Genomic DNA, 26,270 nt, shown 5'->3' on the forward strand with positions numbered 1-26,270 from the left:
CAATGAGCGAAGGGTCGATCAGGCGCGCGAGCTGAACACCCGGCCACGGCCTTCCGGCGGGGCACTGCCGGCGGCACCGTACAGGCGCTGATCGGCACCGGCCTGCTGGTTGAGGTGCTGAATTAACATAAAATCATGATGTCGCAAATGATGCATATATCCATCATCGTGCAGTTAAAAATATCCGCAGAATGAAGCGTTGGTGGCCAGATTAATCAGGTGTCTGTTATTTTGGAAGTGAAATGCCAGGATGGGTTGAGAGAAACTCTGTTTTATAAAGCATTCCTTTGCCAGGGAGTGATAGTGGCTACGATAATGAGCAGCTAAGTAAATCAGGCTTAAAACATCAATTATATTCTACCTGCAGAAAAGTCAAACCACGCTCCCGGGTAATGTGCGCGGTGCCCAGCGCGTAAGGTAATTCACGCGCGGCACCATTAACCTGCAGCGTTTCGCTCTTTTTAATCCCTTCGCGCGTGCAGTTCAGCGAGACGCTGCGCGTCACGGCATACTCACAGGAGGGTTCAACGATGGCACCGATGAAAGTGATTTGACCGTCGGCGGCAAGGGTGGCATGGCTGGTCAGTAAAACGATCAGCGGTAACAGCAATCTTTTCATCACAGAGGCCCTTTGAGAAGTCGGGAATTACCCGGTTAATGGCGTCATACTGACTAATAGCGCGCCACAGCTGAATATTGCTTAAACCGCGGCGTTTCCGTGTTCAGGCATATTATTGCGGTGACTTAGCCAGTGCATCGTCATGTTTTACGCAATCGCCTCAGCAGAAAACGGTTATGCCCGCATTAAGCGCAGCTATTATATTAGTAAGCAACCAGGATTAATCGGGTGAGCAGGGCGGTGAAATAAGCGTATTAAACCGGATAGATTTATTATCGGTATCACGTCAGGACAGAAAAAGGGCAGAGAGGGTGAGGGTGTAAGCCGGTGAGGGAGAAATGCGTCAAGCGGGCTGTGATGAAGCTAATCAGGCGCACCTGACATCGGTGCGCTCTTATTTTTTATCAGCTGCGGGAAATCTGAGCCAGCGTCACGTCGGCTGACGCAGCGTCTGCGGCGACACCGTCGATATACAGCGCACGCTGTTCACCGGCGGGCAGGGTAATCTGCAACGTTTGCCATGCCGGCTGATAGTCACCTTTGCGCCCCAGCGTGAGGTGAATGGCTGAGGCTTCGCAGCGCATTTCCCACTGCAGCCACAGCGCATTGCCCTGCTGATAACCCCAGGATTCGCCATCATCTTCGAACAGTTCGCCGCGGCTCACGCCTTTGCCCTGCAACGGATAGAGCTGCAGCGTGCGACGATCGTCTGCCGCGGCGTCGACGTGAGCAATACGCTCGCTGAGTGGCAGTGCCGCACCTGCGCGCACCAGCAGCGGCTGCGTTTCCAGCGGCGCAGGCAGGGTGATCCACTGACCACCGCTGTACCACTGCTGCGTGGCGAAATCGTACCAGCCTGTCTGGTTGTCGGGCAGCCACAAGCTGCGCTCACGCTGGCCGGGTTCCACCACGCTGGCAACCAGCAGGTCGCGACCCAGCAGGAACTCATCGCACTCCGCAAACGTCTGGGCGTCGTGTTCATGATCGAGGAAGGTCGGACGCAGCATCGGTTCATCATCGGCATGCGCCTGCCACAGCAGCTGGTAGAGATACGGCATCAGGCGATAGCGCAACGCGATGGCTGCACGAATCGCGGGCGTGACCGAAGGATACATCCACGGCTCATTCACGGTGTGATCGTCATTCCACGAGTGAATGGTGAAGCGCGGATGCATGACGCCATTCTGCACCCAGCGTACAAACAGCTCCGCATCGGGTTTATCGCCGGAGAAGCCGCCGACGTCGTGGCCGACGTTATACAAGCCAGACAGACTCATACCGAGGCCCATGCGGATGTTGTAGCGCAGCGAGGTCCAGTTGGTGCGATTATCGCCGCTCCAGGTCTGCACGTAGCGCTGCATGCCGGCGCAGCCGGAGCGTGAAATCAGAAACGGTCGCTGTTCAGGCGCAAAGCGCTGTTGCGCTTCCATCGAGGCGCGCATCATCAGCAGCGGCATCACCGGGCGAATATGCTTGATGGCAATCGGCGTGCCGAAGCCGTGACAGCGCGCTTCGCCATCCCACACTTCATACTCGTTGTTATCATTCCAGGTGGCGTCGATGCCTTTTTCCAGCAGCTGACGGGTGACGTTCTCCTGCCACCAGGCCACGGTCTGCGGATGGGTGAAATCGAGGTGCGATCCTTCATCGTCCCAGAACACCGAGCGCTCTGGCACATCCTCTTCCGAATCGCGGATAAACAGCCCCTGAGCCGCCACTTCGTCGTAGCGCGGATGATCCTGCAGCAGGCAGGGTTTGATGTTGGCCGCCAGGCGCAGCCCGGCGTCGTGAAACGCCTGACTCATCGCTTCCGGCTGCGGCACCTTGTCATAGTTCCAGTTGAACACATACCGCTTGTTATTGATGGAGGTATAGCCCGAGGAGAGCTGGAAGGAGTCACACGGAATAGCGTGCTCTTCACACAGGCGGATGAAGTTCATCAGTTGGTTTTGCGCATCCGGCGCATCGGTGTAATGCATGGTCGAGCCGCTGTAACCCAGACTCCATTTGGGTCCGAACAGCGTTTTGCCGGTCAGGCGCACGAAGGTTTTAGTAATATCCAGCACCCGTTCGCCGACAAACAGGTAATAATCAATGTCACCGCTTTCCGCCTGCCAGCGACGGTAGGGCTGGTGATAGTTGTCCAGCTCATTACCCAGATCGAACCAGCTGGTGCTGAGGTTATCGTAAAACAGACCGAAGCTGACGCCGTTACGCCGCGTGAGGGTGAAGGGCACATGTTTGTAGAGCGGATCGGTGGAGGAGGCGTTATAGCCCATGGCATCCAGATTGCGCATCTCATAGCGTTTGCCGTTGCGCTGCAGATCGCCGGTTTTTTCACCCAGGCCGTAGTAACGGTCATCCGCCATGCGGCGCTGATAGTGTGCCACGCCGTCGCCGTGCGCGTTGATCTGATAGGCACTGGTGGGGCGATCGCTGGTCAGCAGTTGCCAGTGACCGGCGGCATCACAGTACTGCCACTCCAGTGCCAGCGGCTGACGCACGATCACGCGCAGCGTGTCGGTGCAAATGGTCAGACAATGGCCTTCCTCTTTCAGCGTAAAACCGGGCAGGCTGAACCCGGCCAGGCTGTCGCGCGGACGCCCTTCCCAGGGAACGTCCTGTTCGGGTGCAATGCTCCAGGTGCGGTCCAGACTGTAGTTGCCGTGGCGCTTGATTACCACGCGGAACAGGCCTTTTTCCAGCACGTACAGGCATAATTGGTGTTTACCATCGACGCTGAGCACCACATGGTGACGATCTGAATGGACTACGGACCAGTTTTTTAACGTTTTCATCGTTACCTACTTCATTGGGTCGCTGAACGACGCTCAGCAATAAACGCAATCAGGAAGACTGCACCGATCAGGTCAAAGAACCCCATGGCGACAAACAGCGGGTTGAAGCCAATTTTGTCGGCCGTCACGCCAATCACCAGCGAAAACAGGAAGCTGGAGATCCAGGCGAACGAGCCGCGCATGCCATTCACCGTCGCCATCTGCCCCTTATCAAATTTTTCCACTACCAGCGCACTTAACATGCAGGAGATGATCTGATGACCAAAGCCGCCAATGGAGATCAGGGCAATCGCGACATAGGGATCTTTGGTCATTGCCACCAGCGCCAGCGACAGCATCAGAAAGGCGCCGGTGACCGAGCTGGCGACAACGGAATTCACCTGCCTGAAGCCAAACAGCCGGGTGTAGAGACGCGTCAGGTAACCGCTGGCCGCGCTGCCGAGATCCGCCGCGAGGAACGGCAGCCAGGCGAACATGGCAATCTGCTTTAAATCCATTCCCAGATCTTTTGCCAGATAAAGCGGTACCCAGAAACTCAGCACGCCCCAGGCCGGTTCGGCCATAAACGCGGGAATGGCGATGCCGTAAAAACGCTTGTTTCCGGAGACGGTTTTCAGGGCTTTAAAGAACGGCAGTTTGACCGCTGGCGGCTCATTATCCTGACGAATAAAGGCCAGCTCATCGCTGCTGAGATTCGGGTTACGTTCCGGATCGCGGTATAACAGCCACCACAGCACCACCCAGCCCAGCGCCAGGCAGCCAGTAAAGAGAAATGCGCCCTGCCAGCCAAACGAGGCGTGGGCAAAATAGATAATCGGCGGTGCCAGCATGGCGCCGATTGAAAAGCCGACGCCAGCCCAGCCGGCGGCGATCGGACGTTCTTTTCTCGGGAACCACTCACCAATCACTTTGGCGTTAGCCGGCGTGGCGGCCGCTTCAGCTCCGCCCATGACAAAGCGCAAGATAGCCAGGTGCAACCAGCTGGCGGCGCCTGCATGGAACAGACACGCCAGCGCCCAGATGGTGGCGCAGATAAAGAAGCCGAGCTTGAGGCCAATCACGTCGATCAGCCAGCCGCAGATTGGTTGAAAGAAGGTGTACGCCAGCTGAAACGCGCCAACGATCCATGAATATTGTTCGGTGGTAATGCCAAGACTGGTTTTTAGCTCGGGTGCCAGAATGCCTAACGAGTTACGAGTGATGTAGTTGACGGTGACGCCCGCCAGAAACAGCACCAGCACCCACCAGCGCAGATGACGGATGACGCGCTTCGTGCCGGTTGCGGCAATCCCTGGATTCAAACTGCGGTTCATCGGATTCTCCAATCATTATTAACAACATGTATGAGCAACGTCTGTGACTGCCTGGCCGGTGGTGGAGTCCAACCCGGCCAGCGCATCGCGTTTTGTCCGTCATTGCGGGGAGGCGGCGCGATGCGTCCTGTTTTAACCATCCGCCGGGAGTGAACCACAGTTAGAGCAAGTGGTCGCCAGCCTGGTGTGGTATTTGTGATCTGGTTAACCAAAATCATTCATCAGGTTGACATCAGGCGATGAAAAGCCGATTTTCAGCGGCAGAGGGCGCTTTTGATTGATGATAAATCGCGTTACCTGATAAATTGGTCAACCAAAATAACGGAGCTGAACCTGATGTTCAGGCCCGCAGGAGATAACGACATGAAGCAAACCTGGCGCTGGTATGGCCCTGACGATCCCGTTTCGCTCGCTGATGCCCGACAGGCGGGCGCTACCGGCATTGTGACTGCCCTGCACCACATTCCGAACGGCGAGGTGTGGCCGGTGGAGGAAATCATGCAGCGCAAAGCGATGATTGAGGCGGCCGGACTGGTGTGGTCGGTGGTGGAGAGCGTGCCGATCCATGAGGAGATCAAAACCGGCAGCGGTCAGTGCCAGCAGTGGATCAGCAACTATCAGCAGTCGCTGCGCAATCTGGCACAGTGCGGCATCCACACCGTGTGTTACAACTTCATGCCGATCCTTGACTGGACGCGCACCGATCTGGCGTTTGAGCTGCCGGATGGCGCAAAAGCGCTGCGTTTCGATCAGATCGAATTCGCGGTATTTGAGCTGCATATCCTGCAGCGTCAGGGCGCAGAACACGATTACAGCGCTGAAGAGAGAGACGAGGCCGCTGCGCGTTTCGCCAGCATGAGTGACGAGCACAAGCTGCGGCTGACGCGTAACATCATCGCCGGTTTACCTGGCGCGGAAGAGGGCTATACGCTGGCGCAGTTCCGCGCTCAGCTGGCGCGCTATGACGGCATCGATAAAGCCCGTCTGCGCGAGCACTTTGCCACGTTTCTGCGCGGTATTATTCCGGTCGCGGAAGAGGTCGGCATTCGCATGGCGGTGCACCCGGACGATCCGCCGCGTCCGATCCTCGGCCTGCCGCGCATTGTGTCAAATGCCGACGATTTGCAGTGGATGATCGACACCATCGACAGCCCGGCCAACGGCTTTACGATGTGTACCGGCTCCTACGGCGTGCTGGCGGAAAATGATTTAGCCGGCATGGTGAAACGTTTTGGGCCGCGTATTTATTTTGCCCATCTGCGCTCAACCCGGCGTGAAGCCAATCCCAAAACCTTTCACGAAGCCGCGCACCTCGCTGGCGATGTCGATATGTTTGCGGTGATCAAAGCGATTGCCGAAGAGGAGCAGCGGCGTCGTAATGCGGGCCAGGAAGACCTGATCCCGATGCGGCCCGACCACGGTCATCAGATGCTGGACGATCTGCACAAGAAAACCAATCCAGGCTATTCCGCCATTGGCCGGCTGAAAGGGCTGGCTGAGATTCGTGGCGTTGAGCTGGCGATACACCGCGCCTTTTTCTGACGCCGATCGCCCTGTACCGCTTGCCCGGCGTGCGCGACATTGCGCCGGACACTGAGGAGTTAACATGCAACACAATCTTGCTGACGCCAGTATTAAGGTGGCGCGGCCCGCGTGGCAGCACCAGCGGCTGGTGCCGCGCATCGTGCACATCGGCTGCGGCGCGTTTCATCGTGCGCACCAGGCGCTTTATCAGCACCATCTGCTGGAGATAAGTGACAGCGACTGGGGCATTTGCGAGGTCAACCTGATGTCGGCCAGCGGCAGAGAGCTGGTGGAACAACTGCGCGCGCAGGATTTGCTTTACAGCGTCACTGAGCAGGGCGCTGGCGGCCATGAAGTGAAAGTTATCGGTTCAGTACAGGCTGCGCTGCATCCGGCTCTGGATGGATGTGACGGTATTCTTCATGCCCTTGCCCGACCCGAAACCGCCATCGTCTCGCTGACGGTGACCGAGAAAGGCTACTGCACGCAGGGCGCTACGGGCGAGCTGGACAGCAGCAACCCGCTAATCGTGCACGATCTGGCGCATCCGCAGCAGCCGAAATCCGCCATTGGCTTTATCGTTGAAGCGCTGCGCTTGCGGCGTGCAGCCGGTTTAGCGCCGTTTACCGTGCTGTCATGCGACAATCTGCGGGATAACGGCCACGTCGCGCGGGCTGCGGTAATCGGTCTGGCACAACGGCAGGATGCGGCACTGGCGGCATGGATTGACCAACAGGTTACATTTCCCTGCACCATGGTTGACCGCATCGTGCCGGCCGTAACGGAAGAGACGCAGCGCGAGATCGCCCAGCTGCTGGGCACCGCCGATCCCTGCGGTGTCGCCTGCGAACCGTTTCGTCAGTGGGTGATAGAAGATAACTTCGTGGCGGGACGTCCCGACTGGCAGCGCGTGGGTGCGCAATTTGTTCCGGATGTTGCCCCCTACGAGTTGATGAAGCTGCGTCTGCTGAATGGCACGCACTCATTCCTGGCCTACCTTGGCTATCTCGGCGGTTGTGAAACTATCGCCGATACCATGCAACTGCCCGCTTACCGCCAGGCCGCGCTGTCGCTGATGCTGGATGAACAGCGTGCCACGCTGACGATGCCTGCAGGCAGCGATCTGAATGACTATGCACATCAACTGCTTGCGCGCTTCAGTAATCCGTCACTGCGCCATCGCACGGCGCAAATTGCCAGCGATGGCAGTCAGAAATTGCCACAGCGCATGCTGGATTCGCTGCGCTATCATCTGCGCCACGGCAGTGACTGCCGCCATCTGCTGCTCGGCATTGCGGGATGGATGCGTTACATCCTGGGTGAAGACGAAAAGGGTGAGCGTTACCCGGTGGCTGACCCGCTGGTTGCTCAGTTTGAGCAGATTAATCAGCAGTTCCCTTCAGGTCCCGCCCGCGTACAAGCCCTGCTGGGCATCAAAGCGATCTTCGGCGACGACTTACCCGCCAATCCGGTCTTTGTCGCCGACCTGCAACACACCTATGACCACCTGTGCCAGCACGGTGCCCGAGCCGCGGTGGCATCCCTCAACCCGGAGGCCAGATGAAGCGCTTTATGGATGATGATTTTCTGCTGCACAGCGAGGTGGCGCGTCGCCTGTATCACGACGTGGCGGCGGAGATGCCGATCTACGATTACCATTGCCACCTCAATCCGCAGGAGATTGCGCAGGATCGGCAGTTTGCCAACCTCGGGCAAATCTGGCTGGAGGGCGATCACTACAAATGGCGCGCGCTGCGTGCGGCGGGCGTGGAGGAATCACTGATCACCGGTAACACCACCAGCGATTACGATAAATATCTCGCCTGGGCGCAGACCGTGCCGAAAACGCTCGGCAATCCGCTGTATCACTGGACGCATCTGGAGCTGCGCCGGCCGTTTGGCATCACTGACACGCTGTTCGGACCTGAAACCGCGCCGCGCATCTGGCATGAATGCGCGGAGAAGCTGGCCACGCCGGAATTTTCCGCGCGCGGCATCATGCGTCAGATGAACGTACGCATGGTGGGGACCACGGACGATCCGATCGACTCCCTGCAGTATCATCGCCAGATAGCCGAAGACGACAGCTTTGATATTGAAGTCGCACCGAGCTGGCGTCCGGACCGGGTATTCAAGATTGAACTGGAAGGATTTACCGACTACCTGACCCGGCTGGAAGCCGCCGCGGATGTCAGTATCGACAGTTTTGATGCGCTGCGTATGGCGCTGTTGCGCCGCCTGAATCACTTTTCCGCCCATGGCTGTCGCGCCGCCGATCACGGCATTGAAACGCTGCGCTATGCGCCGGTACCCGCTGATAGCGTGCTGGATGGCATTCTGGCCAGACGCCGCAGCGGTGCGGCGCTGAGCGAGGAAGATATTGCACAGTTCAGCACCGCCGTGCTGGTGTGGCTGGGCGCAGAATATGCCCGCCGCGGCTGGGCGATGCAGCTGCACATTGGTGCGATTCGCAACAACAGCACGCGCATGTTCCGCCAGCTCGGCCCGGACAGCGGTTTCGACTCCATCGGCGATCATCCTGTTGCCTGGCCGCTGGCGCGCCTGCTGGATGCGATGGACACCAATGACCAGCTGCCAAAAACCATTCTTTACTGCCTTAATCCGCGTGACAACGAAGTGCTGGCTACCATGGCGGGTAATTTTCAGGGCGCGGGCATGGCGGGCAAGATGCAGTTCGGCTCTGGCTGGTGGTTTAACGATCAGCGTGACGGGATGCTGCGGCAACTGGAGCAGCTGGCGCAGATGGGGCTGCTCAGTCAGTTCGTTGGCATGCTGACTGATTCGCGCAGTTTTCTCTCTTACACGCGGCACGAATACTTCCGCCGTATTCTGTGCAATCTGTTTGGCGAGTGGGTGCGTGACGGCATCGTGCCGCATGATGAAGCCGCGCTGGGCGCGATGTTGCAGGATATCTGCTTCCATAACGCCCGACGCTACTTCACCCTTAATCCACGGTGAAAATCACGCCCTGTGTTATAGTGCAGGGTAGAAAATTTGGCGGCCTAATGTCTGAACCAGCAGAAAAGAGCGTTATGAAACCACAAGCTTCAGCACAGCGACCCTATCAGGAAGTGGGCGAGATGCTTCGCAACATGATTACGCAGAAACAGTACGCGATTGGCGAGCGCTTGCCGCCGGAACGCGAACTGGCGATGCTGCTGAACGTCACGCGCACGCTGGTGCGCGAGGCGCTGATTATGCTGGAGCTGGAAGGGCTGATTGAAGTGCGGCGTGGCGCAGGCATTTATGTGATCAACGACACGCCGGCACCGCGTGCCGCTGCGCAAACTGCCTGCAATGCGGCCGGTCCGTTTGAGATGCTGCAGGCCCGCCAGCTGCTGGAAAGTAATATCGCCGAATTCGCTGCGTTACAGGCGACGCGCGAGGACATCATCAAAATGCGTCAGGCGCTGGCGCTGGAAGAGCGCGAGCTGGCGTCAGGCGCGGTAAACGACAGCGAAAACGGCGACCGCAATTTCCACCTGGCGATTGCCGAAGCCACGCACAACAGCATGCTGGTGGAGCTGTTTAAGCAATCCTGGCAGTGGCGCGAAGACAACGTGATGTGGAGCCAGCTGCACCGGCATCTGATCAACACCAACTACCGCAAAAAATGGCTCGACGATCATAAAAAGATCCTCGCCGCCTTAATCAAGAAAGACGCGCGCGCCGCGAAACAGGCGATGTGGCAGCATCTGGAGAACGTCAAGCAGCTGCTGCTGGAGTTCTCCGATGTGGACGACATTGATTTCGACGGCTATTTGTTTGAGTCATGGCCGCTGTATGCCACTAACGGACCGGATAATTAGCCTGGCGACAGGGCTTCAGCCATAAAAAAATCCACGCCATTGCGTGGATTTTTTATTTCCAGGTTCATGAGATGAGTGGAACCTCATGACATCCTGAAAGCCAATCAGACGTTGAACAGGAAGTTCATTACATCGCCATCTTTCACGATGTACTCTTTACCTTCAGAACGCATTTTGCCGGCTTCTTTCGCGCCCTGTTCACCTTTGTATGTGATGAAATCTTCGAACGCGATGGTCTGAGCGCGGATAAAGCCCTTCTCGAAGTCGGTGTGGATTTTACCGGCTGCCTGCGGTGCGGTGGCGCCAACCGGGATGGTCCAGGCACGCACTTCCTTCACGCCTGCGGTGAAGTAGGTCTGCAGGTTGAGCAGGGCGTAACCAGCGCGGATCACGCGGTTCAAGCCCGGCTCTTCCAGGCCCAGTTCGGCCATGAATTCGTCGCGCTCTTCATCTTCCAGTTCAGCGATGTCCGATTCCACTGCCGCACACACCGGCACCACCACGGAACCTTCAGCTTCAGCAATCGCGCGCACCTGGTCGAGATACGGGTTGTTCTCGAAACCGTCTTCGTTGACATTGGCGATGTACATGGTCGGCTTCAGGGTCAGGAAGCTGAGGTAGCGGATGGCCGCTTTCTCATCGGCGTCCAGCGCCAGCGAGCGCAGCATACCGGCGTTTTCCAGATGCGGCAGGCACTTCTCCAGCGCGGCCAGTTCAGCTTTGGCATCTTTGTCGCCGCCTTTGGCTTTCTTCTGGCAGCGCTGAATGGCACGTTCGCAGGTGTCGAGATCCGACAGCGCCAGCTCGGTGTTGATCACATCAATATCTTCCGCCGGGTTTACTTTACCGGAGACGTGAATGATGTTGTCGTTTTCAAAGCAGCGCACCACGTGGCCGATGGCTTCGGTTTCACGGATGTTGGTCAGGAACTGGTTGCCCAGGCCTTCGCCTTTAGACGCGCCTTTTACCAGACCGGCGATGTCCACGAATTCCATGGTGGTTGGCACCACGCGCTGTGGCTTAACAATCTCGCTCAGCTGATCGAGGCGCAGGTCAGGCATCGGCACCACGCCGGTGTTGGGTTCGATGGTGCAGAACGGAAAGTTGGCTGCTTCGATACCCGCTTTGGTCAGCGCGTTGAACAGGGTGGATTTACCGACGTTCGGCAGGCCCACAATACCGCATTTAAATCCCATGATCTTACCTTTCTCACTGAGTGTGCAGCGCTGGCAGGCAGCGCCGACTGATTCAAAAATTTTCGCGCATTATACACAGAATTCCCTGCGGCGGCGCGGGAATTGGCTTAGCTGGCTTTGAAGGCGTGCAGGCGGTTCATCGCCTTAATCTTGTCCTCTTTCAGCCACAGCTCGGTGCAGCGCACCGCTTCATCGATGGCATCGTCAATCAGCTTCTGCTCACTGGCCGGTGCCTTGCCGAGCACAAATCCGGTGACCTTGTTACGATCGCCCGGATGGCCGATGCCGACGCGCAGGCGATGGAAATTGTTGTTATTACCGAGCTTGCTGATGATGTCTTTCAGGCCGTTATGGCCGCCGTGGCCGCCGCCCTGTTTGAATTTCGCCACGCCCGGTGGCAGATCCATTTCATCGTGTGCCACCAGAATCTCTTCCGGCGTAATGCGATAGAAGGTCGCCATCGCCGCCACCGCTTTGCCGCTCAGGTTCATGAAGGTAGTGGGCACCAGCAGGCGCACATCCTCACCGGCCAGCGACAAGCGCGCGGTGTAGCCGAAAAACTTCGGCTCCTCTTTGAGGGACTGATTATGGCGCGAGCAAAGTAAATCGACATACCAGGCGCCGGCATTATGGCGCGTTGCCGCGTATTCAGCGCCGGGATTGGCCAGCCCCACAATCAGTTTAATGCTGCTCACGATGTTTATCCTGTCTCGCTGCGAAAGGGCGATAGTTTACTGCCTGTGGCGAGGGATGACAAAGGGCGCAACCGCAGATTAATGACCGAAGGTGACTAATCAATTTCTATCGAAATCAAAGTGCTGGCGGTAAAGATTTGTCAGACATTGTGAAGGATGTGTGATCCTGTACGCATCTTAACCGCCAGCCATTGCCTAAACTTATGACCAGTTAACCAAACGTGCTGTTTTCTGCTTTGCTCAAAAGGATGGAGGTGAATCATGAAACGTCAACACTGCCGCACCGTCGGTAACGGTTTGATGTGTCTCGGCTTGCTGACCATGGTACTGGGGGTGGGCTATTCCATCATTAACCAGTTGCCGTCGGTTAACCTGCCGCAGTTTCTCGCGCATGGAGCGATGTTCAGTATTTTCGTCGGTGCGCTGCTGTGGCTGGTCGGCGCGCGCGTCAGCGGGCGGGAGAGGGTGGAAGACCGCTATTTCTGGCTGCGTCACTACGGCGACAAACGCTGCCGCCGCGATCACCGCTCATCTCATTAACCGGCTTCGGCGATGGCCGGTTGCGGCGTCAGATAGCATTCAACGCGATTACGTCCGCCGGCTTTCGCGCGATACAGCGCTTCGTCCGCCAGCGCCAGCAGTGCGGGAAAGGTCTGGTGCTGCTGGCTGGCAGTGGCGAAGCCAATACTCACCGTGTAACAAATGTCGTTAGGTTGCGACAGCTGTGTCGCCAGCCGGATACGCTCGCAAAGCCGCTGTGCCTGGTCACTGTCGCCAGGTAGCAACGCGGCAAACTCCTCGCCGCCCAGCCGGGCAAACTGACCTTCAACCGGTATTAACGCTTTTACCACCTGACAAAAATCGATCAGTACCCGGTCGCCCTGCTGATGACCGTAGCGATCGTTGATACTTTTGAAATGGTCGAGGTCAAATAACACCGCACTGTAGATATAAGGCTGCGGCAATCGTCTGTGACGCAGCAGCAGTTTCTCCGCGGCATCAAACAGCGCGCGACGGTTCCATACGCTGGTGAGCGGATCGTGCAGCGACGCCAGCTTGTGGGCAATCTGCGTGCGCTCATTCACCATCGCCAGGATGGTGAAGGTCAGGCCGATAACAAACAAAATCGATTCCAGAATCACGTACACCGAAAAAGTGGAACCGCCAATGGCGCCGTGTACCGGCGTGGCCACCGCATCATCAAGGAAAATCCGCGCCACGTGAAACAACATGTGGATCCACAGCAATATCTGCGCGGGCCAGAAGGTCACGGTCAGCGTCGCGCGTGCCTGCCACAGCAGACGAATCAGCGCGGCGGTGAAGATAATGCACAGCAGGCACATCATCAGCACGCGTTTCGGCTGGCTGTAATAGAACTGCGGAAAGGTACAGAGCAGCGCCCACAACAGCGCAGCGGCGATCCAGCTGAAACCCAACGGTTGATGGCAAAAGGTGCGAAAGGCGTTGAGCAGGTTGCCGTAAGCCAACAGCATGATGACATTCCCGACCGCCACCGGCAGAAAGTGCAAACCGCCACTGCGCAGGCTGCTGAGCAGCACGGCGGCGAGCGTCAGGACCAGCGCCAGCGTAGTGAAACCGAGTACCCGATCGTACTGCGCGCCGACCCAGGCAAAAACCAGAATAATGCTCAGAAACCCCAGCACGTAGAGCTCGCAAACAAACAACGTATAGATGTCGAGTGGCATAGTGGTCGGAGTTCTCAGCAAAAGTGTGGTGAAAAATACCACTAATCACTGGACCGCTAAAGCACGGATGCATCTGTCAGGTGAAAAGAGTGGAAGGCGAGGATATTAGCGGGATTTGAGGCCATTTATCGCGCAAATATCGGCGGAGAAAGCGGCTTTATCCGGATTTCAGGCAGCGGCGAGGTCATAAAAAAACCGGGCTGACCGCCCGGTTTTCCTGAACAATTAATGTTCGAACATCGCAGAAATCGATTCTTCGTTGCTGATACGACGAATCGCTTCGGCCAGCATGCCAGACAGCGTCAGGGTACGCACGTTTGGCAGCGACTTCATCTCTTCCGACAGCGGAATGGTGTCGCACACAATGACCTGGTCAATCACGGATTTGCGCAGGTTTTCTACCGCGTTGCCAGAGAAGATCGGGTGAGTAGCGTACGCGAACACCCGTTTTGCACCGCGCTCTTTCAGCGCTTCAGCCGCTTTGCACAGCGTACCGCCGGTGTCGATCATATCGTCGACCAGTACGCAGTCACGACCGGCAACGTCACCGATGATGTGCATCACCTGCGACACGTTCGCACGCGGGCGACGTTTGTCGATGATGGCCATGTCGGTGTCGTTGAGCAGTTTGGCGATAGCACGCGCGCGCACCACGCCACCGATGTCCGGGGAAACCACAATCGGATTTTCCAGACCAATCTGCAGCATATCTTCCAGCAGAATCGGGCTGCCGAACACGTTATCTACCGGGACATCAAAGAAGCCCTGGATCTGTTCAGCGTGCAGGTCAACCGTCAGTACACGGTCCACGCCGACGCTGGAGAGGAAATCAGCCACAACTTTGGCGGTAATTGGCACACGGGCAGAACGCACGCGGCGGTCCTGGCGGGCATAGCCAAAGTAAGGGATGACAGCAGTAATACGACCAGCAGAAGCCCGACGCAGCGCGTCGACCATCACAACCAGCTCCATCAAGTTATCGTTGGTGGGGGCACAGGTGGACTGGATGATGAAAATATCACCACCGCGTACATTTTCGTTAATCTGTACACTTACCTCACCATCGCTGAAACGACCGACAGCGGCGTCTCCGAGGCTGGTGTAAAGGCGGTTGGCAATACGTTGTGCTAGTTCCGGGGTGGCGTTACCAGCAAATAGCTTCATATCAGGCACGAGAAGAACCTCAGGCTTGGCGTCCAGAGAATGAACCGCTCAAAAATAACCGGCGAATACGTTTGAGCCTGTTCATACGGGTGTGTTAATGCGTCGCGTGCAGTGTCTGGAACAGGGTGACACTGTCACGCATACGCTTAGAGCCCGGAAAGGGTGCGCTGCAACGGCGAGAGATTAAGCCCGCGCGCCACAAATCCGCACATCCATTTCGGGGCAAGCTCCAGCACCTGACGGGCAGCGGACTCGGTGTCAAATTCAGCAAACACACAAGCGCCGGTCCCTGTCAGGCGCGACGGCGCGTATTCTAGCAGCCAGGAAAGCAGCGCATCAACCTCACGAAAACGTTTTCTTGCTACCGCTTCACAATCATTGTGAAATGGGCGCTGCAACAGTTCATCTAATGTGCGTATTGGTGAATCGCGCGTCAGTTCAGGATCGCGGAACAGATCCGGGGTGGCAATGCTGACGCCTGGATGGGCCACCAGATACCATTTTTCCGCAGGATTTGCAGGTTGCAGCTGTTCGCCGACGCCTTCGGCAAACGCCGCGTGACCGCGCACGAATACCGGCACATCGGCACCGAGCCGCACGCCAAGCGATGCCAGCTCGTCGACGCTCAGCCGGGTGCGCCACAGATGGTTCAGCGCCACCAGCACCGTCGCCGCATCAGACGAGCCACCGCCCAGACCGCCGCCCATCGGCAGGCGTTTCTCCAGTGCGATGCGCGCTCCGGCCTGCGCCGGCAGCGTACCTTTGTCCTGCGCCGCAGCGCGCAGCGCCAGCGCCGCCCGCACAATCAGGTTGTCAGCGTCAGCCACGCCGTCCAGCGGCGTCAGCAGGGTAATGTGGCCGCTATTATCCGGCGTGATCTCCAGCGTGTCGCCAAAGTCGAGAAACTGGAACAGCGTCTGCAGATTGTGGTAGCCGTCAGCGCGACGGCCGGTGATGTAGAGAAACAGGTTGAGCTTTGCCGGCGCAGGCCAGGTGGTGATCATTGTGTGGTCCAGCTATCCATACGCAGTTTGATGCGCTGACCGCCTTCGGTCAGTTCGAGGTTGGCTGGCAGTGGCGGGTTCACCTTGCTGTCGTAATCGCTGATATTCACTTTCCACTGCTGGCCGTTGCGACTGTAGGTCAGGCTTTGCAGCTGATAGTTGTTGTTCAGCTGGTAATCGCTGGCATCGCCCGGCAGACCCATCATCCATTGACGCAGGTTCGCCAGCGGGATATCCATGCCGGTAAGCTGCGAAATCATCTTTTCCGCGTCGTTGCTGACGTAGCGTTTGCCTTTGTTATCGACAATCTGCACCACCGAACCCTGCGCGTCGAGCTGCAGTTCGGTGCTGCCGAGCGGGTTAGTCAGCAGCAGACGGTAGCGGTCTGCAGCAGTTTGCTGCCAGTTAAAGCGGGCATAAACCTTTTGCTTATCCGACAGATAGGCAAACGCGCCGCGCGTCTGGTACTGGGTGATTTTCGCTACCGCCTGCTGGTGTTGCTGCCACTGCGGCGATGTCGTGCTGGGACCGGGACCTTGCTGCGGTTTATTGATGCTACAGGCAGCCAGCAACACGCTGGCAAGGGGCAAAAGGCGCAACAGCTGGCGCGGGGGCAAATGCATCACGTGGTCGTCTCCTCAGACACGTTTTTACGTCGTAACCGGTAACGCTAACCATCCGTCTCTGTGCCGTCAATGGCGATATCAGGATAATTGCGCACGATCAGTTTAATCTTATTACAGTCATAGGCTTTGTATGGCTTTTCTTGATCTGTTGCATCTTGTAGAATGCGCAACACAAAACCTGACAATTATTGGGACTTCCCAACCCGAATCACCATGACGCTGCTTGCTCTCGGAATCAACCACAAAACCGCTCCTGTTGCGCTGCGCGAACGCGTTTCGTTCACGCCAGACACGCTGGACCAGGCGCTGAACAGCCTGCTGTCCCAGCCGATGGTGCAGAGCGGGGTGGTGCTTTCTACCTGTAACCGGACGGAACTCTACCTTAGCGTAGAGCAGCAGGCCGATCTGCAGGAGCGACTGGTGCGCTGGTTGTGCGAGTATCACGACCTGCGTGAAGAGGACGTGCGCAACAGCCTGTACTGGCATCAGGATAATGCGGCGGTCAGCCACCTGATGCGCGTGGCCAGCGGGCTGGATTCGCTGGTGCTCGGCGAGCCTCAGATTCTCGGTCAGGTTAAAAAAGCCCACGCGGATTCCTCCCGCGACCATGCGCTGACCAGCGAGCTGGAACGCATGTTTCAGAAAACCTTCTCGGTGGCCAAGCGCGTGCGCACCGAAACCGAAATCGGCGCCAGCGCCGTCTCGGTCGCCTTCGCTGCCTGCTCCTTAGCCCGTCAGATCTTCGAATCACTCAGCAGCGTGAATGTGCTGCTGGTCGGTGCCGGCGAAACCATCGAACTGGTGGCGCGCCATCTGCGCGAGCACAGCGTGCGCAAACTGATGATTGCCAACCGCACGCGCGAACGCGCGCAGCTGCTGGCAGACGAAGTGGGTGCCGAAGTGATCGGCCTTGCCGATATCGAAACCCGTCTGGCCGATGCCGACATCATTATCTCCTCAACCGCCAGTCCGCTGCCGATCATCGGCAAAGGCATGGTGGAGCGTGCGCTGAAGGCGCGTCGCAACCAGCCTATGCTGCTGGTGGATATCGCCGTGCCGCGCGATGTTGAGCCGGAAGTGGGCAAGCTCGCCAACGCCTATCTGTACAGCGTGGATGACCTGCAGGCGATCATCGAGCAGAACATGGCGCAGCGTAAAGCGGCGGCGGTGCAGGCGGAAAGCATCGTGGTGCAGGAGAGCGGCGAATTCATGGCCTGGCTGCGTGCGCAAAGCGCCGGTGAGAGCATCCGCGAATACCGTGCGCAGGCTGACGACGTGCGCGCCGAGCTGCAGGATCGTGCGCTGGCGGCATTGCGTCAGGGAGCCGATGCCGAGAAAGTGCTGCAGGAACTGGCGCACAAGCTCACCAACCGTTTAATTCATGCACCAACCAAATCACTGCAGCAGGCCGCGCGCGATGGCGACAGCGAACGCCTGCAGATCTTACGTGACAGCCTCGGTTTAGAGTAATCTGGTCCGTCACGACCTATCACTGGGATACCCTCTATTAGATGAAGAGCTCGATTGTTGCCAAGCTGGAAGCGCTACAGGAACGCCATGAAGAAGTTGAAGCGTTACTGGGCGATGCCGGCGTGATTGGCGATCAGGACCGTTTCCGCGCGTTATCACGTGAATATGCCCAGCTGAGCGACGTAACTCGTTGTTTCCGTGAATGGCAGCAGGTGCAGGAAGATGTCGAAACGGCAGAAATGCTGCTCGATGATGCCGAAATGCGCGACATGGCGCAGGAAGAGTTAAAGCTGTCGCGCGACAAGCGCGAGGTGCTGGAACAGCAGCTTCAGGTGCTGCTGCTGCCGAAAGATCCTGACGATGAACGTCCGTGCTTTATCGAAGTGCGCGCCGGCACCGGCGGCGATGAAGCGGCGATTTTCGCCGGCGATCTGTTCCGTATGTACAGCCGCTATGCCGAAGCGCGTCGCTGGCAGGTAGAAATCATGAGCGCCAACGACGGCGAGCATGGCGGCTACAAAGAAGTCATCGCACGTATCACCGGTGACGGCGCCTACGGTCGCATGAAGTTTGAATCTGGCGGCCATCGCGTGCAGCGCGTACCGGAAACCGAATCGCAGGGGCGCATTCACACTTCCGCCTGTACCGTGGCGGTGATGCCAGAACTGCCGGAAGCCGAACTGCCGGACATCAATCCGGGTGACCTGAAAATCGATACCTTCCGCTCTTCCGGTGCCGGCGGTCAGCACGTTAACACCACCGATTCGGCGATCCGTATTACCCACCTGCCAACCGGCATCGTGGTGGAGTGCCAGGATGAGCGCTCGCAGCACAAAAACAAAGCTAAAGCGCTGGCGGTGCTGGGTGCGCGTATTCATGCGGCGGAAATGGCGAAGCGCCAGGCGGCGGAAGCCTCAACGCGGCGTAACCTGCTGGGCAGCGGCGATCGCTCCGACCGTATCCGTACCTATAACTTCCCGCAGGGGCGCGTCACCGATCACCGCATCAACCTGACGCTGTATCGCCTGGACGAAACCATGGAAGGCAAGCTGGACACGCTGATTGAGCCGATTGTGCAGGAGTATCAGGCTGATCAGCTGGCCGCACTGGCCGGGCAGGAGTGATGAACGTTCGGCGCTGGCTGCAGCAGGCGCAGGCCGCGCTGTGTGGAGGCGATAGCCCGAAGCGCGACGCGGAGATTCTGCTGGGGTTTGTCACCGGTAAATCGCGCAGCTGGCTGGTGGCATTTGACGACAGCCCGCTGGATGAGGCGCAACAGGCACAGCTGGAGACATTACTGGCACGCCGGGTGCGCGGTGAGCCGATTGCCCATCTGGTGGGCGAACGCGAGTTCTGGTCGCTGCCGCTGCGCGTCAGTGATGCCACGCTGATTCCGCGTCCGGATACCGAAGTGCTGGTGGAGCAGGCGCTGCTGCGGCTGCCCGCGACGCCATCTGCCGTGCTCGATCTCGGCACCGGCACCGGTGCCATTGCGCTGGCGCTGGCCAGCGAGCGGCCCGATTGTCTGATCACCGGCTGCGACCGCATCGCCGCCGCGGTTGCCCTGGCGCAGGACAACGCCCAGCGTCTGCACCTCACCAACGCCGCATTTGTGCTCAGCCACTGGTTCGACGATCTCCCCGCCCAACGTTTCGATCTGATTGTCAGCAATCCGCCTTACATTGATGCCGCCGATGAACATCTGCAGCAGGGCGACGTGCGCTTTGAGCCGCTCAGCGCGCTGGTGGCGGAGGAAGCCGGGCTGGCCGATTTACGATTAATCATAGAGCGCGCGCCGCACTGGTTGCAGCCGCAGGGCTGGCTGCTGCTGGAACACGGCTGGCAGCAGGGCGAGGCTGTTCGCGCGCTGCTAACCCGTCATGGCTTTCAGGCGGTCAATACCGTCAAGGATTATGGCGGCAATCCGCGCGTCACGCTTGGACAACTTACTTAAGGAAGCACTATGGCCAGCTGGTATCCGCTGATTAAAAATTTTCACCTGCTGACAGTCGCGATCACCATCGCGCTGTTTCTGCTGCGTTTTTACTGGCTGACCACCGGCTCTGCGCTGCTGCAGCGCCGCTGGGTGCGCATTGCACCGCATATCAACGATACTTTTCTGCTGCTTAGCGGTGCAGCGCTGGTGATGATCACCCATTTTTATCCGTTTACCCCACAAGGAAGCTGGCTGACGGAGAAGCTGTTAGCGGTTATCATCTACATCGCCTTAGGTTCCGTGGCATTGAGTCGTCGCCCGCGCAGCATGGCGACCCGCTGGGTCGCCTGTTTAGTCGCCATCGTCGCGTTATTGTTCGTGATTAAACTGGCGATGACCAAAATGCCGTTATTGGGGATAGTATGACCTCGCCAGTACAACTTGATTACAGTGAAACACCGTTAAGTGAAGCGGTGATTGGCGCAACCTGCGCCATACGCAACGATTTTTCCGCGCCCTCGGTCCAGCAGCAGCTGGCTGAGCTGGTTGAAGAGGCGCGGCGTTATGTCAGCAGCGAACAGGATGCAGATCTGCAGCTGGAGAAGCTGCTCGATCTGTTTTACCAGCAGTGGGGTTTTGGTGGCGCCAGCGGCGTCTACAATCTGTCAGACGCGCTGTGGATCGACAAAGTGCTGAAGAGCCGGCAGGGCACGGCGGTGTCGCTCGGCGTGATTCTGCTGCACATTGCCGAAGAGCTTGAGCTGCCGCTGATGCCGGTGATCTTCCCGACACAGCTGATCCTGCGGGCCGACTGGCTCGACGGCGAAATGTGGCTGATCAATCCGTTTAACGGTGAGACGCTCGACACCCATACGCTGGAAGTGTGGCTGAAGGGCAACATCAGCCCGACGGCGAAGCTCTACTCTGACGACCTCGATGAAGCGAAAACCGTCAGCGTGATGCGCAAAATGCTCGACACGCTGAAAGCGGCGCTGATGGATGAGAAGCAGATGGAGCTGGCGCTCAACGTCAGCCAGGTGCTATTGCAAATCGACCCGGACGATCCCTATGAGATTCGCGACCGCGGTTTGATTTACGCCCAGCTGGAGTGCGAGCATATCGCACTGACCGATTTGACCTATTTCGTTGAACAGTGTCCTGAAGACCCGGTCAGCGAGATGATTAAAGTGCAGATTCACGCAATTGAACAGAAACAGGTGACGCTACACTAAGCGTCCCCCGACATTTAAGGAAAGGGCATGACACAGAAAGTAGTGAGTATCGGCGATATCAAGGTCGCAAACGATCTGCCATTTGTTCTCTTCGGCGGCATGAACGTGCTGGAATCCCAGGATCTCGCCATGCGCATCTGCGAACATTACGTGAAGGTAACCGACAAGCTCGGCATTCCGTATGTGTTCAAAGCCTCTTTTGACAAAGCCAACCGCTCTTCTATCAAGTCTTACCGTGGACCGGGCCTCGACGAAGGCATGAAAATTTTCCAGGCGCTGAAGCAGGCGTTCGGCGTGAAAATTATCACTGACGTGCACGAAAGCTGGCAGGCGCAGCCGGTGGCCGACGTGGTGGATGTGATTCAGCTGCCGGCCTTCCTGGCGCGTCAGACCGACCTGGTGGAAGCGATGGCGAAAACCGGTGCCGTGATCAACGTGAAGAAGCCGCAGTTCGTCAGCCCGGGCCAGATGGGCAATATCGTCGATAAGTTTGCCGAAGGTGGCAACGACAAGGTGATTCTGTGCGATCGCGGCAGCAACTTCGGGTATGACAACCTGGTGGTTGATATGCTCGGTTTCAACGTGATGAAGAAAGTCACTAACAACAGCCCGGTGATTTTTGACGTCACCCATGCGCTGCAGACGCGCGATCCGTTTGGCGCGGCTTCCGGTGGTCGTCGTGCGCAGGTTGCCGAACTGGCGCGTGCGGGCATGGCGGTAGGCATCGCCGGTCTGTTCATCGAAGCGCACCCGGAGCCGAACAGCGCCAAATGCGACGGCCCATCCGCGCTGCCGCTCGATAAGCTGGAACCGTTCCTGGCGCAGATGAAAGCGATTGACGATCTGGTTAAAAGCTTCCCGGCGCTGGATACCAGTAACTGATTGTTATCAATCAAATGACGTAGAAACCATCCCCGTCATTGCGCCGTTAAGATATCTCTATCCAGGTGCGCATAAATGCGCACCCTACATTGTAAGGTCGCCGCTCATGGCGACCGATTCACCTGATGCGCATAAATGCGCGCCCTACATTGTACGGTCGCCGCTCATGGCGACCGTTTCACCTGATGAGCATGAAAGCGCACCCTGCGCTGTAGGGTCGCCATTTATGGCGACCACTTCATTCCAGCGTCACAGCATAATCGTCAGCAGATAACCGGCAAACAGCGCCAGATGCGCCGCGCCGTTGAGCACGTTGGTACGTCCGGTGGAGAACGAGATGTGGCACAGAATCAGCACCGCACTCATGATCACCATATGCGGCGGCTCAAGGCCGAAAATCAATTGCTGACCAGTCAGGGTGGCGATGATGGTCACTGTCGGTACCGTCAATGAAATGGTAGCCAGCACCGAACCGAAAAACAGGTTCATCGCGCGCTGCACCTGATTCATTAGCACCGCCTTAATCGCGCCCAGACCTTCCGGCGACAGAATCAATAGCGCCACGAGGAAGCCGGTGAACTGCTCCGGCGCGTTCATCTCGGTGAGCAGCAACTCCAGCGTGTTGGCGTTCATCTTGGTCACGCTAATCACCGCAATCAGGTGCACAATCAGCCATGCGGTGTGCCACAGCGAGCTGTGCGCGGAGGGCTTGCCGTGATGCGGGTCGCCATCATCGCTCTCGTCTTCATGCTCATAAACAAACAGGCTCTGGTGGGTTTTGGTCTGAATCAGCAGGAACACGCCGTACATGGCCGCAGAGATCGCGGCAATGATCAGCGCCTGCGCCGTGGTGAAATTGCCGCCGGGCAGGGCATTTGGAAACACCAGCACCAGAATCGCCAGCGGGAAAATGGCGATCATGTACTGCTTCACGCCGGCCAGGTTAACGTACTGGGTCGCGAATTTACGCCCGCCAAGCAGCAGGGCACAGCCCACCAGTCCGGCGGTAACAATCATGATGATGGAGTAGAGCGTATCGCGCATCAGCGCGGGTGCCGCGTCGCCGGTCGCCATCAGCGCAGAAATCAAACTCACTTCCAGAATCACTACCGACAGGCTGAGGATCAGCGAGCCGTAGGGTTCACCTAAGCGGTGCGCCAGTACATCGGCGTGGCGCACGACGCTGAAGGCGCTGCTAAGGATCGCCACCAGCGCCAGCAGATTGATGCCGATTACCGGCAGAAGCGCTGTCTGGCCGCCAAAAAAGCTCAGCACCGCCAGCGCCAGAATCGGGAAAATCAGCGAATACTCGCTGTGTCGGGTCTTCTCATGTCCAGCCATGCGCCATCCTCTTCGGCAAAAAGAACAAAAAAACAGGCAATTGCTGCCTGATAAATATAGTGACTCATCTGACGAAGCGCAGTGTAACTTTTCACCACTGCTTACGCAGATTTTTTACGCGTTTTTACTTTTTGTCTTTTTTACCTGAACGAAGCGAAAGGGGCGCTAAACAGATAATTACTGCATTTCCTCAGCAGGTTAAGGGATATGACTAAACATCTATCCTGCAGAAAAACCCGGATAGGGTGGGTTAAAAACGTAATTTTATCCGGCCTGGAGGGGTTTTTATCTGACTAAATAGCAAAACAGCAGGTTTGCGTTTTTGCCGTTCTCTTCCAGGCTTATACAGGGAACCTGAAACAGGAGGAACTATGCCTTATTCATCAAACCGGGAACTGCCCGATAGCGTGCGCCACGTGCTGCCGAGCCATGCGCAAACCATCTATCAAAAGGCGTTCAACAGCGCCTGGGATCAGTATAAAGATGAAGACGATCGGCGCGGTGATGAATCGCGCGAACAGGTGGCGCACAAGGTCGCCTGGGCGGCGGTCAAGAAAGAGTACACCAAAGGCGAGGACGATAAGTGGCATCCTAAACACTAGCTCCCGCGCGGGCCATTGCGGCCCGCTTCACACTTCTCTGCCCTTCGTTCAAGAATCCTGCCAGGCAGCCGATGCTATTTACAGATAATTTCCCCTTTGTGATCGGGGTCAATCTTGAAACGTTTATGGCAAATGCATTACTGTCTTGTCTTAAGTCGACGCCGCAGGCGCCGCCTGTAAAACCGCAGATTCGAGGAGCCAAACCGACAGGATTGTCAGCGCAGTAGAGGAGGTCGCAGTGTTAACCCGGGAATTCTTATTAAAAGCGGATTGCAAAACATCATTTGGCGATATTGACGAAGCGCTGCTGTGGAGCTGTGAAAAACGTGCGGCTTCACTCTGTGCCACGCTGGCCTGTCGTCCCGATCAAAGCCCGGTGTGGATCTTCGGCTACGGTTCCCTGATGTGGAACCCGGTCTTTGAAGCGGAAGAGGTGGCTACCGGACGGCTTGAGGGCTGGCACCGCGCTTTTTGCCTGCGGTTGACCGCCGGACGCGGCACCGTCGCCGCACCGGGACGCATGCTGGCGCTGAAAGAGGGCGGTTCAACCAGTGGTCTGGCGTTTCGCCTGCCGGAAGCGCGGCTGCATGAAGAGCTGGAGCTGCTGTGGAAACGCGAGATGATCACCGGCTGCTATCTGCCCACCTGGTGTGAGCTGACGCTGGAAGATGGCCGCATCGTCACGGCGCTGGTGTTTATCATGGATCCGCGTCATCCGCTGTATGAAGCCGACTCCTGCCGCAGCACCATCGCGCCGCTGATTGCCCAGGCCAGCGGTCCGCTCGGCAGCAACGCGCAGTATCTGTTCTCGCTGGAGCAGGAGCTGGGCAAACGCGGCATGCAGGAAGATGCGCTAACGCGTCTGGCGGCAGAAGTGCGCGCGCTGCAGCAGAGCGCCGCGCGCGGCTAACCTCAATTACCCGGATTAATCAGCCAGGTGCCCGGCTGGTTAATCGTCAGCATCTGGCTACGCACCTGGCTGCCGTGATGCACTTCAATACGATAGCTGCCAGCCGCCAGATTCAGCGAGGCAAAACCGCTGCTGGCGGGCTTCACATCCTTCGCTTCACCGTTCAGCACGATATTTTCACCTGCCTGCAACTGCAGATACACGGTCGCCATGGTTGGCGCGCTGCTGGCCGGGCTGCCGCCAGCGGCGGGTGTCGCTGCGGGGGCACCGCTGGCGGCGACCGGCGGCGCGTCGCCTGAGCGATTGGCTTTCCACACCACGACCACCACGGCAAGCAACGCCACAGCAGCCGCAGCGAGCAGGCCAGGCGACAGCCGGCGCACATTGCGCGGCGTTACCGGTTCAATCGCGGCGGCGGCATGATTAATCGCCATCACCTGCGGTTCCGCAACGGCAGCAACTGGCTCTGGCGCAGACTGGCTCTCCACCGGGAACGTAGTCACCAGCGCTTCGACATCACTCACCGGTAAGTCGATCAGCCGGGCAAAGGCATCAATCCCCTGTGGACGGTCTTCCGGCTTCATCGCCAGCGCGCAATCAATCGCATGCAGCAGCGGCAGCGAATAGCCTTCAGGCTTGCGCTCGACCAGCGGCTGGTAGTTATCTTCGATGCAGCGCACCACGCTGACCGGCGGCGCGTGGCCGGTGATCAGCGTATGCAGCACCGCGCCCAGTGCGTAGATATCAGTCCACGGCCCCTGTTCGACTTCGCCCTCTTCGCTGTACTGTTCAATTGGCGCGAAGCCCGGCTTGAGCATGATCTCGGTTTCATCTGACAGGTTACCGATCTCTTTGCGCGCCGAGCCAAAATCGAGCAGCACCGGCAGCTGGTTTTCCTGAATCTGAATGTTATCGAGCGAGATATCACGATGCAGGTAACCGGCGGTGTGAATGGTGTTGATGGCACCAAACAGCGGCGGCAGCAGGCGACGAATCCACGCCTCGTCAATGCTGTCCGGGCTGGTGAGCTGCCACTCTTTCAGCGTCATGCCGCTGTAATAGAGCGTGCCCATGTAGGCCGTGCCGTTCTCTTCCCAGAAACGCAGCACGTGCAGCAGGCCGGGATGATTAAAGCGCGCCAGCAGCCGTGCCTCCTGAATAAAGCTGTTGCGGCCAGCATTGAACAGTTTCTGGAAGCGCTCGCCGCGCAGCTCCAGCGCCAGGTCCGCGCCGCGCACCGCCAGCGACACCGGCATGTACTCTTTGATGGCGATGGTGCGTTCCAGCTGATGATCCCAGGCGCGGTAGACAATGCCAAAGCCGCCGCCGCCGATCACTTCCTTGATTTCAAACTCGTTAAACCGGTAGCCCGCAGGCAGGGCATTGGGGGTATGATTTTCGTTTGCCGACATAGTGAGCTCT

General features: G+C 57.9%; 24 protein-coding genes. 13 read left to right on the plus strand and 11 right to left on the minus strand.

Annotated elements, in window-relative coordinates:
- Window positions 1-346 precede the first annotated feature (346 nt).
- The 3 genes from MXF20_RS15185 to MXF20_RS15195 form a co-directional block, all read right to left on the minus strand.
- Window positions 347-619 carry a hypothetical protein gene (locus tag MXF20_RS15185; RefSeq protein WP_325970095.1) on the minus strand — a complete coding sequence of 91 codons (273 nt, stop codon included), beginning with the start codon at window positions 617-619 and terminating at the stop codon, window positions 347-349.
- Between the two features lie 404 nt (window positions 620-1,023).
- The gene (locus tag MXF20_RS15190) at window positions 1,024-3,417 is read right to left on the minus strand and encodes a glycoside hydrolase family 31 protein (RefSeq protein WP_325970096.1); all 2,394 of its coding nucleotides are present in this window, start codon (window positions 3,415-3,417) and stop codon (window positions 1,024-1,026) included.
- A gap of 11 nt (window positions 3,418-3,428) precedes the next feature.
- Window positions 3,429-4,730, minus strand: coding sequence for an MFS transporter (locus MXF20_RS15195; protein ID WP_325970097.1), 1,302 nt, complete (start codon window positions 4,728-4,730; stop codon window positions 3,429-3,431).
- 363 nt (window positions 4,731-5,093) lie between these two features.
- Here MXF20_RS15195 and uxuA point away from each other — a divergent pair, with 363 nt between their 5' ends.
- From uxuA to uxuR, 4 genes are all read left to right on the plus strand, one after another.
- Window positions 5,094-6,272 (plus strand): mannonate dehydratase, encoded by a 1,179-nt coding sequence (gene uxuA, locus MXF20_RS15200; RefSeq protein WP_325970098.1) that lies wholly within the window; start codon window positions 5,094-5,096, stop codon window positions 6,270-6,272.
- 64 nt (window positions 6,273-6,336) lie between these two features.
- Window positions 6,337-7,818, plus strand: a complete 1,482-nt coding sequence (locus MXF20_RS15205) for a fructuronate reductase (protein ID WP_325970099.1) — start codon at window positions 6,337-6,339, stop codon at window positions 7,816-7,818.
- Window positions 7,815-9,233, plus strand: a complete 1,419-nt coding sequence (uxaC, locus tag MXF20_RS15210; protein ID WP_325970100.1) for a glucuronate isomerase — start codon at window positions 7,815-7,817, stop codon at window positions 9,231-9,233. The genes MXF20_RS15205 and uxaC overlap by 4 nt, the downstream gene beginning before the upstream one ends.
- 74 nt (window positions 9,234-9,307) lie before the next feature.
- Window positions 9,308-10,084, plus strand: a complete 777-nt coding sequence (uxuR, locus tag MXF20_RS15215) for a Uxu operon transcriptional regulator (RefSeq protein WP_325970101.1) — start codon at window positions 9,308-9,310, stop codon at window positions 10,082-10,084.
- 104 nt (window positions 10,085-10,188) lie between these two features.
- On the opposite strand, the gene ychF is transcribed toward uxuR, so the two are convergent.
- A complete protein-coding gene (ychF, locus tag MXF20_RS15220; RefSeq protein WP_021509931.1) occupies window positions 10,189-11,280 on the minus strand; it encodes a redox-regulated ATPase YchF in 1,092 nt (363 codons plus the stop codon).
- A 107-nt stretch (window positions 11,281-11,387) separates the two neighbouring features.
- A complete protein-coding gene (gene pth, locus MXF20_RS15225) occupies window positions 11,388-11,975 on the minus strand; it encodes an aminoacyl-tRNA hydrolase (RefSeq protein ID WP_325970102.1) in 588 nt (195 codons plus the stop codon).
- Window positions 11,976-12,236: 261 nt separating this feature from the next.
- On the opposite strand from pth, the gene ychH reads away from it, so the two are divergent.
- Window positions 12,237-12,515, plus strand: coding sequence for a stress-induced protein YchH (gene ychH / locus MXF20_RS15230; protein WP_325970103.1), 279 nt, complete (start codon window positions 12,237-12,239; stop codon window positions 12,513-12,515).
- On the opposite strand, the gene MXF20_RS15235 is transcribed toward ychH, so the two are convergent.
- The 4 genes from MXF20_RS15235 to lolB all read right to left on the minus strand — a co-directional run bounded on the left by MXF20_RS15235 (window position 12,512) and on the right by lolB (window position 16,472).
- Window positions 12,512-13,681 (minus strand): GGDEF domain-containing protein, encoded by a 1,170-nt coding sequence (locus tag MXF20_RS15235; protein WP_325970104.1) that lies wholly within the window; start codon window positions 13,679-13,681, stop codon window positions 12,512-12,514. The two genes, ychH and MXF20_RS15235, sit on opposite strands and share 4 nt — an antisense overlap.
- Window positions 13,682-13,906: 225 nt before the next feature.
- Entirely contained in the window at window positions 13,907-14,854 is a 948-nt protein-coding gene (prs, locus tag MXF20_RS15240; protein ID WP_006118899.1) for a ribose-phosphate diphosphokinase, read from the minus strand.
- 137 nt (window positions 14,855-14,991) lie between these two features.
- On the minus strand, window positions 14,992-15,849 hold the full coding sequence (gene ispE, locus MXF20_RS15245) for a 4-(cytidine 5'-diphospho)-2-C-methyl-D-erythritol kinase (RefSeq protein ID WP_325970105.1): 858 nt from the start codon (window positions 15,847-15,849) through the stop codon (window positions 14,992-14,994).
- On the minus strand, window positions 15,846-16,472 hold the full coding sequence (gene lolB, locus MXF20_RS15250; RefSeq protein ID WP_021509937.1) for a lipoprotein insertase outer membrane protein LolB: 627 nt from the start codon (window positions 16,470-16,472) through the stop codon (window positions 15,846-15,848). The genes ispE and lolB overlap by 4 nt, the downstream gene beginning before the upstream one ends.
- 216 nt (window positions 16,473-16,688) lie before the next feature.
- Here lolB and hemA point away from each other — a divergent pair, with 216 nt between their 5' ends.
- From hemA to kdsA, 6 genes are read left to right on the plus strand one after another with little or no spacing between them, the layout of a single operon-like run.
- On the plus strand, window positions 16,689-17,945 hold the full coding sequence (gene hemA / locus MXF20_RS15255) for a glutamyl-tRNA reductase (protein WP_325970106.1): 1,257 nt from the start codon (window positions 16,689-16,691) through the stop codon (window positions 17,943-17,945).
- Between the two features lie 41 nt (window positions 17,946-17,986).
- Entirely contained in the window at window positions 17,987-19,069 is a 1,083-nt protein-coding gene (gene prfA, locus MXF20_RS15260) for a peptide chain release factor 1 (protein ID WP_058780680.1), read from the plus strand.
- On the plus strand, window positions 19,069-19,899 hold the full coding sequence (gene prmC / locus MXF20_RS15265) for a peptide chain release factor N(5)-glutamine methyltransferase (protein WP_325970107.1): 831 nt from the start codon (window positions 19,069-19,071) through the stop codon (window positions 19,897-19,899). Before prfA ends, prmC begins: the two co-directional genes overlap by 1 nt.
- Window positions 19,900-19,908: 9 nt before the next feature.
- Entirely contained in the window at window positions 19,909-20,307 is a 399-nt protein-coding gene (locus tag MXF20_RS15270) for a SirB2 family protein (protein WP_325970108.1), read from the plus strand.
- Window positions 20,304-21,113: an invasion regulator SirB1 gene (gene sirB1, locus MXF20_RS15275; protein WP_325970109.1), complete on the plus strand. Its 810-nt coding sequence runs from the start codon at window positions 20,304-20,306 to the stop codon at window positions 21,111-21,113. The genes MXF20_RS15270 and sirB1 overlap by 4 nt, the downstream gene beginning before the upstream one ends.
- A gap of 27 nt (window positions 21,114-21,140) precedes the next feature.
- Entirely contained in the window at window positions 21,141-21,995 is an 855-nt protein-coding gene (gene kdsA / locus MXF20_RS15280) for a 3-deoxy-8-phosphooctulonate synthase (RefSeq protein WP_325970110.1), read from the plus strand.
- A gap of 249 nt (window positions 21,996-22,244) precedes the next feature.
- Here the strand turns inward: kdsA and chaA are convergent, their stop codons facing one another.
- Window positions 22,245-23,336, minus strand: coding sequence for a sodium-potassium/proton antiporter ChaA (chaA, locus tag MXF20_RS15285; RefSeq protein WP_325970111.1), 1,092 nt, complete (start codon window positions 23,334-23,336; stop codon window positions 22,245-22,247).
- A gap of 371 nt (window positions 23,337-23,707) precedes the next feature.
- Between chaA and chaB the strand changes: the two genes are divergently transcribed.
- Together chaB and MXF20_RS15295 are read left to right on the plus strand one after the other, a co-directional pair.
- Complete coding sequence (gene chaB / locus MXF20_RS15290) at window positions 23,708-23,938, plus strand: putative cation transport regulator ChaB (protein ID WP_325970112.1); 231 nt, start codon at window positions 23,708-23,710, stop codon at window positions 23,936-23,938.
- A gap of 238 nt (window positions 23,939-24,176) precedes the next feature.
- Window positions 24,177-24,848, plus strand: coding sequence for a gamma-glutamylcyclotransferase (locus MXF20_RS15295; RefSeq protein WP_325970113.1), 672 nt, complete (start codon window positions 24,177-24,179; stop codon window positions 24,846-24,848).
- Between the two features lie 2 nt (window positions 24,849-24,850).
- Here MXF20_RS15295 and MXF20_RS15300 read toward each other — a convergent pair whose 3' ends face one another.
- Window positions 24,851-26,260, minus strand: a complete 1,410-nt coding sequence (locus tag MXF20_RS15300; RefSeq protein ID WP_325970114.1) for a serine/threonine-protein kinase — start codon at window positions 26,258-26,260, stop codon at window positions 24,851-24,853.
- Window positions 26,261-26,270: the final 10 nt, after the last annotated feature.

It is taken from the genome of Pantoea dispersa (assembly GCF_035783935.1).
Lineage (GTDB): Bacteria > Pseudomonadota > Gammaproteobacteria > Enterobacterales > Enterobacteriaceae > Pantoea > Pantoea dispersa_C.

What these genes read in the sequence shown, in the direction of transcription:
- MXF20_RS15185 (WP_325970095.1), bottom strand. Translation starts at nt 619, where the DNA reads ATGAAAAGATTGCTGTTACCGCTGATCGTTTTACTGACCAGCCATGCC.
- MXF20_RS15190 (WP_325970096.1), bottom strand. Translation starts at nt 3,417, where the DNA reads ATGAAAACGTTAAAAAACTGGTCCGTAGTCCATTCAGATCGTCACCAT.
- MXF20_RS15195 (WP_325970097.1), bottom strand. Translation starts at nt 4,730, where the DNA reads ATGAACCGCAGTTTGAATCCAGGGATTGCCGCAACCGGCACGAAGCGC.
- uxuA (WP_325970098.1), top strand. Translation starts at nt 5,094, where the DNA reads ATGAAGCAAACCTGGCGCTGGTATGGCCCTGACGATCCCGTTTCGCTC.
- MXF20_RS15205 (WP_325970099.1), top strand. Translation starts at nt 6,337, where the DNA reads ATGCAACACAATCTTGCTGACGCCAGTATTAAGGTGGCGCGGCCCGCG.
- uxaC (WP_325970100.1), top strand. Translation starts at nt 7,815, where the DNA reads ATGAAGCGCTTTATGGATGATGATTTTCTGCTGCACAGCGAGGTGGCG.
- uxuR (WP_325970101.1), top strand. Translation starts at nt 9,308, where the DNA reads ATGAAACCACAAGCTTCAGCACAGCGACCCTATCAGGAAGTGGGCGAG.
- ychF (WP_021509931.1), bottom strand. Translation starts at nt 11,280, where the DNA reads ATGGGATTTAAATGCGGTATTGTGGGCCTGCCGAACGTCGGTAAATCC.
- ychH (WP_325970103.1), top strand. Translation starts at nt 12,237, where the DNA reads ATGAAACGTCAACACTGCCGCACCGTCGGTAACGGTTTGATGTGTCTC.
- MXF20_RS15235 (WP_325970104.1), bottom strand. Translation starts at nt 13,681, where the DNA reads ATGCCACTCGACATCTATACGTTGTTTGTTTGCGAGCTCTACGTGCTG.
- ispE (WP_325970105.1), bottom strand. Translation starts at nt 15,849, where the DNA reads ATGATCACCACCTGGCCTGCGCCGGCAAAGCTCAACCTGTTTCTCTAC.
- lolB (WP_021509937.1), bottom strand. Translation starts at nt 16,472, where the DNA reads ATGCATTTGCCCCCGCGCCAGCTGTTGCGCCTTTTGCCCCTTGCCAGC.
- hemA (WP_325970106.1), top strand. Translation starts at nt 16,689, where the DNA reads ATGACGCTGCTTGCTCTCGGAATCAACCACAAAACCGCTCCTGTTGCG.
- prfA (WP_058780680.1), top strand. Translation starts at nt 17,987, where the DNA reads ATGAAGAGCTCGATTGTTGCCAAGCTGGAAGCGCTACAGGAACGCCAT.
- prmC (WP_325970107.1), top strand. Translation starts at nt 19,069, where the DNA reads ATGAACGTTCGGCGCTGGCTGCAGCAGGCGCAGGCCGCGCTGTGTGGA.
- MXF20_RS15270 (WP_325970108.1), top strand. Translation starts at nt 19,909, where the DNA reads ATGGCCAGCTGGTATCCGCTGATTAAAAATTTTCACCTGCTGACAGTC.
- sirB1 (WP_325970109.1), top strand. Translation starts at nt 20,304, where the DNA reads ATGACCTCGCCAGTACAACTTGATTACAGTGAAACACCGTTAAGTGAA.
- kdsA (WP_325970110.1), top strand. Translation starts at nt 21,141, where the DNA reads ATGACACAGAAAGTAGTGAGTATCGGCGATATCAAGGTCGCAAACGAT.
- chaA (WP_325970111.1), bottom strand. Translation starts at nt 23,336, where the DNA reads ATGGCTGGACATGAGAAGACCCGACACAGCGAGTATTCGCTGATTTTC.
- chaB (WP_325970112.1), top strand. Translation starts at nt 23,708, where the DNA reads ATGCCTTATTCATCAAACCGGGAACTGCCCGATAGCGTGCGCCACGTG.
- MXF20_RS15300 (WP_325970114.1), bottom strand. Translation starts at nt 26,260, where the DNA reads ATGTCGGCAAACGAAAATCATACCCCCAATGCCCTGCCTGCGGGCTAC.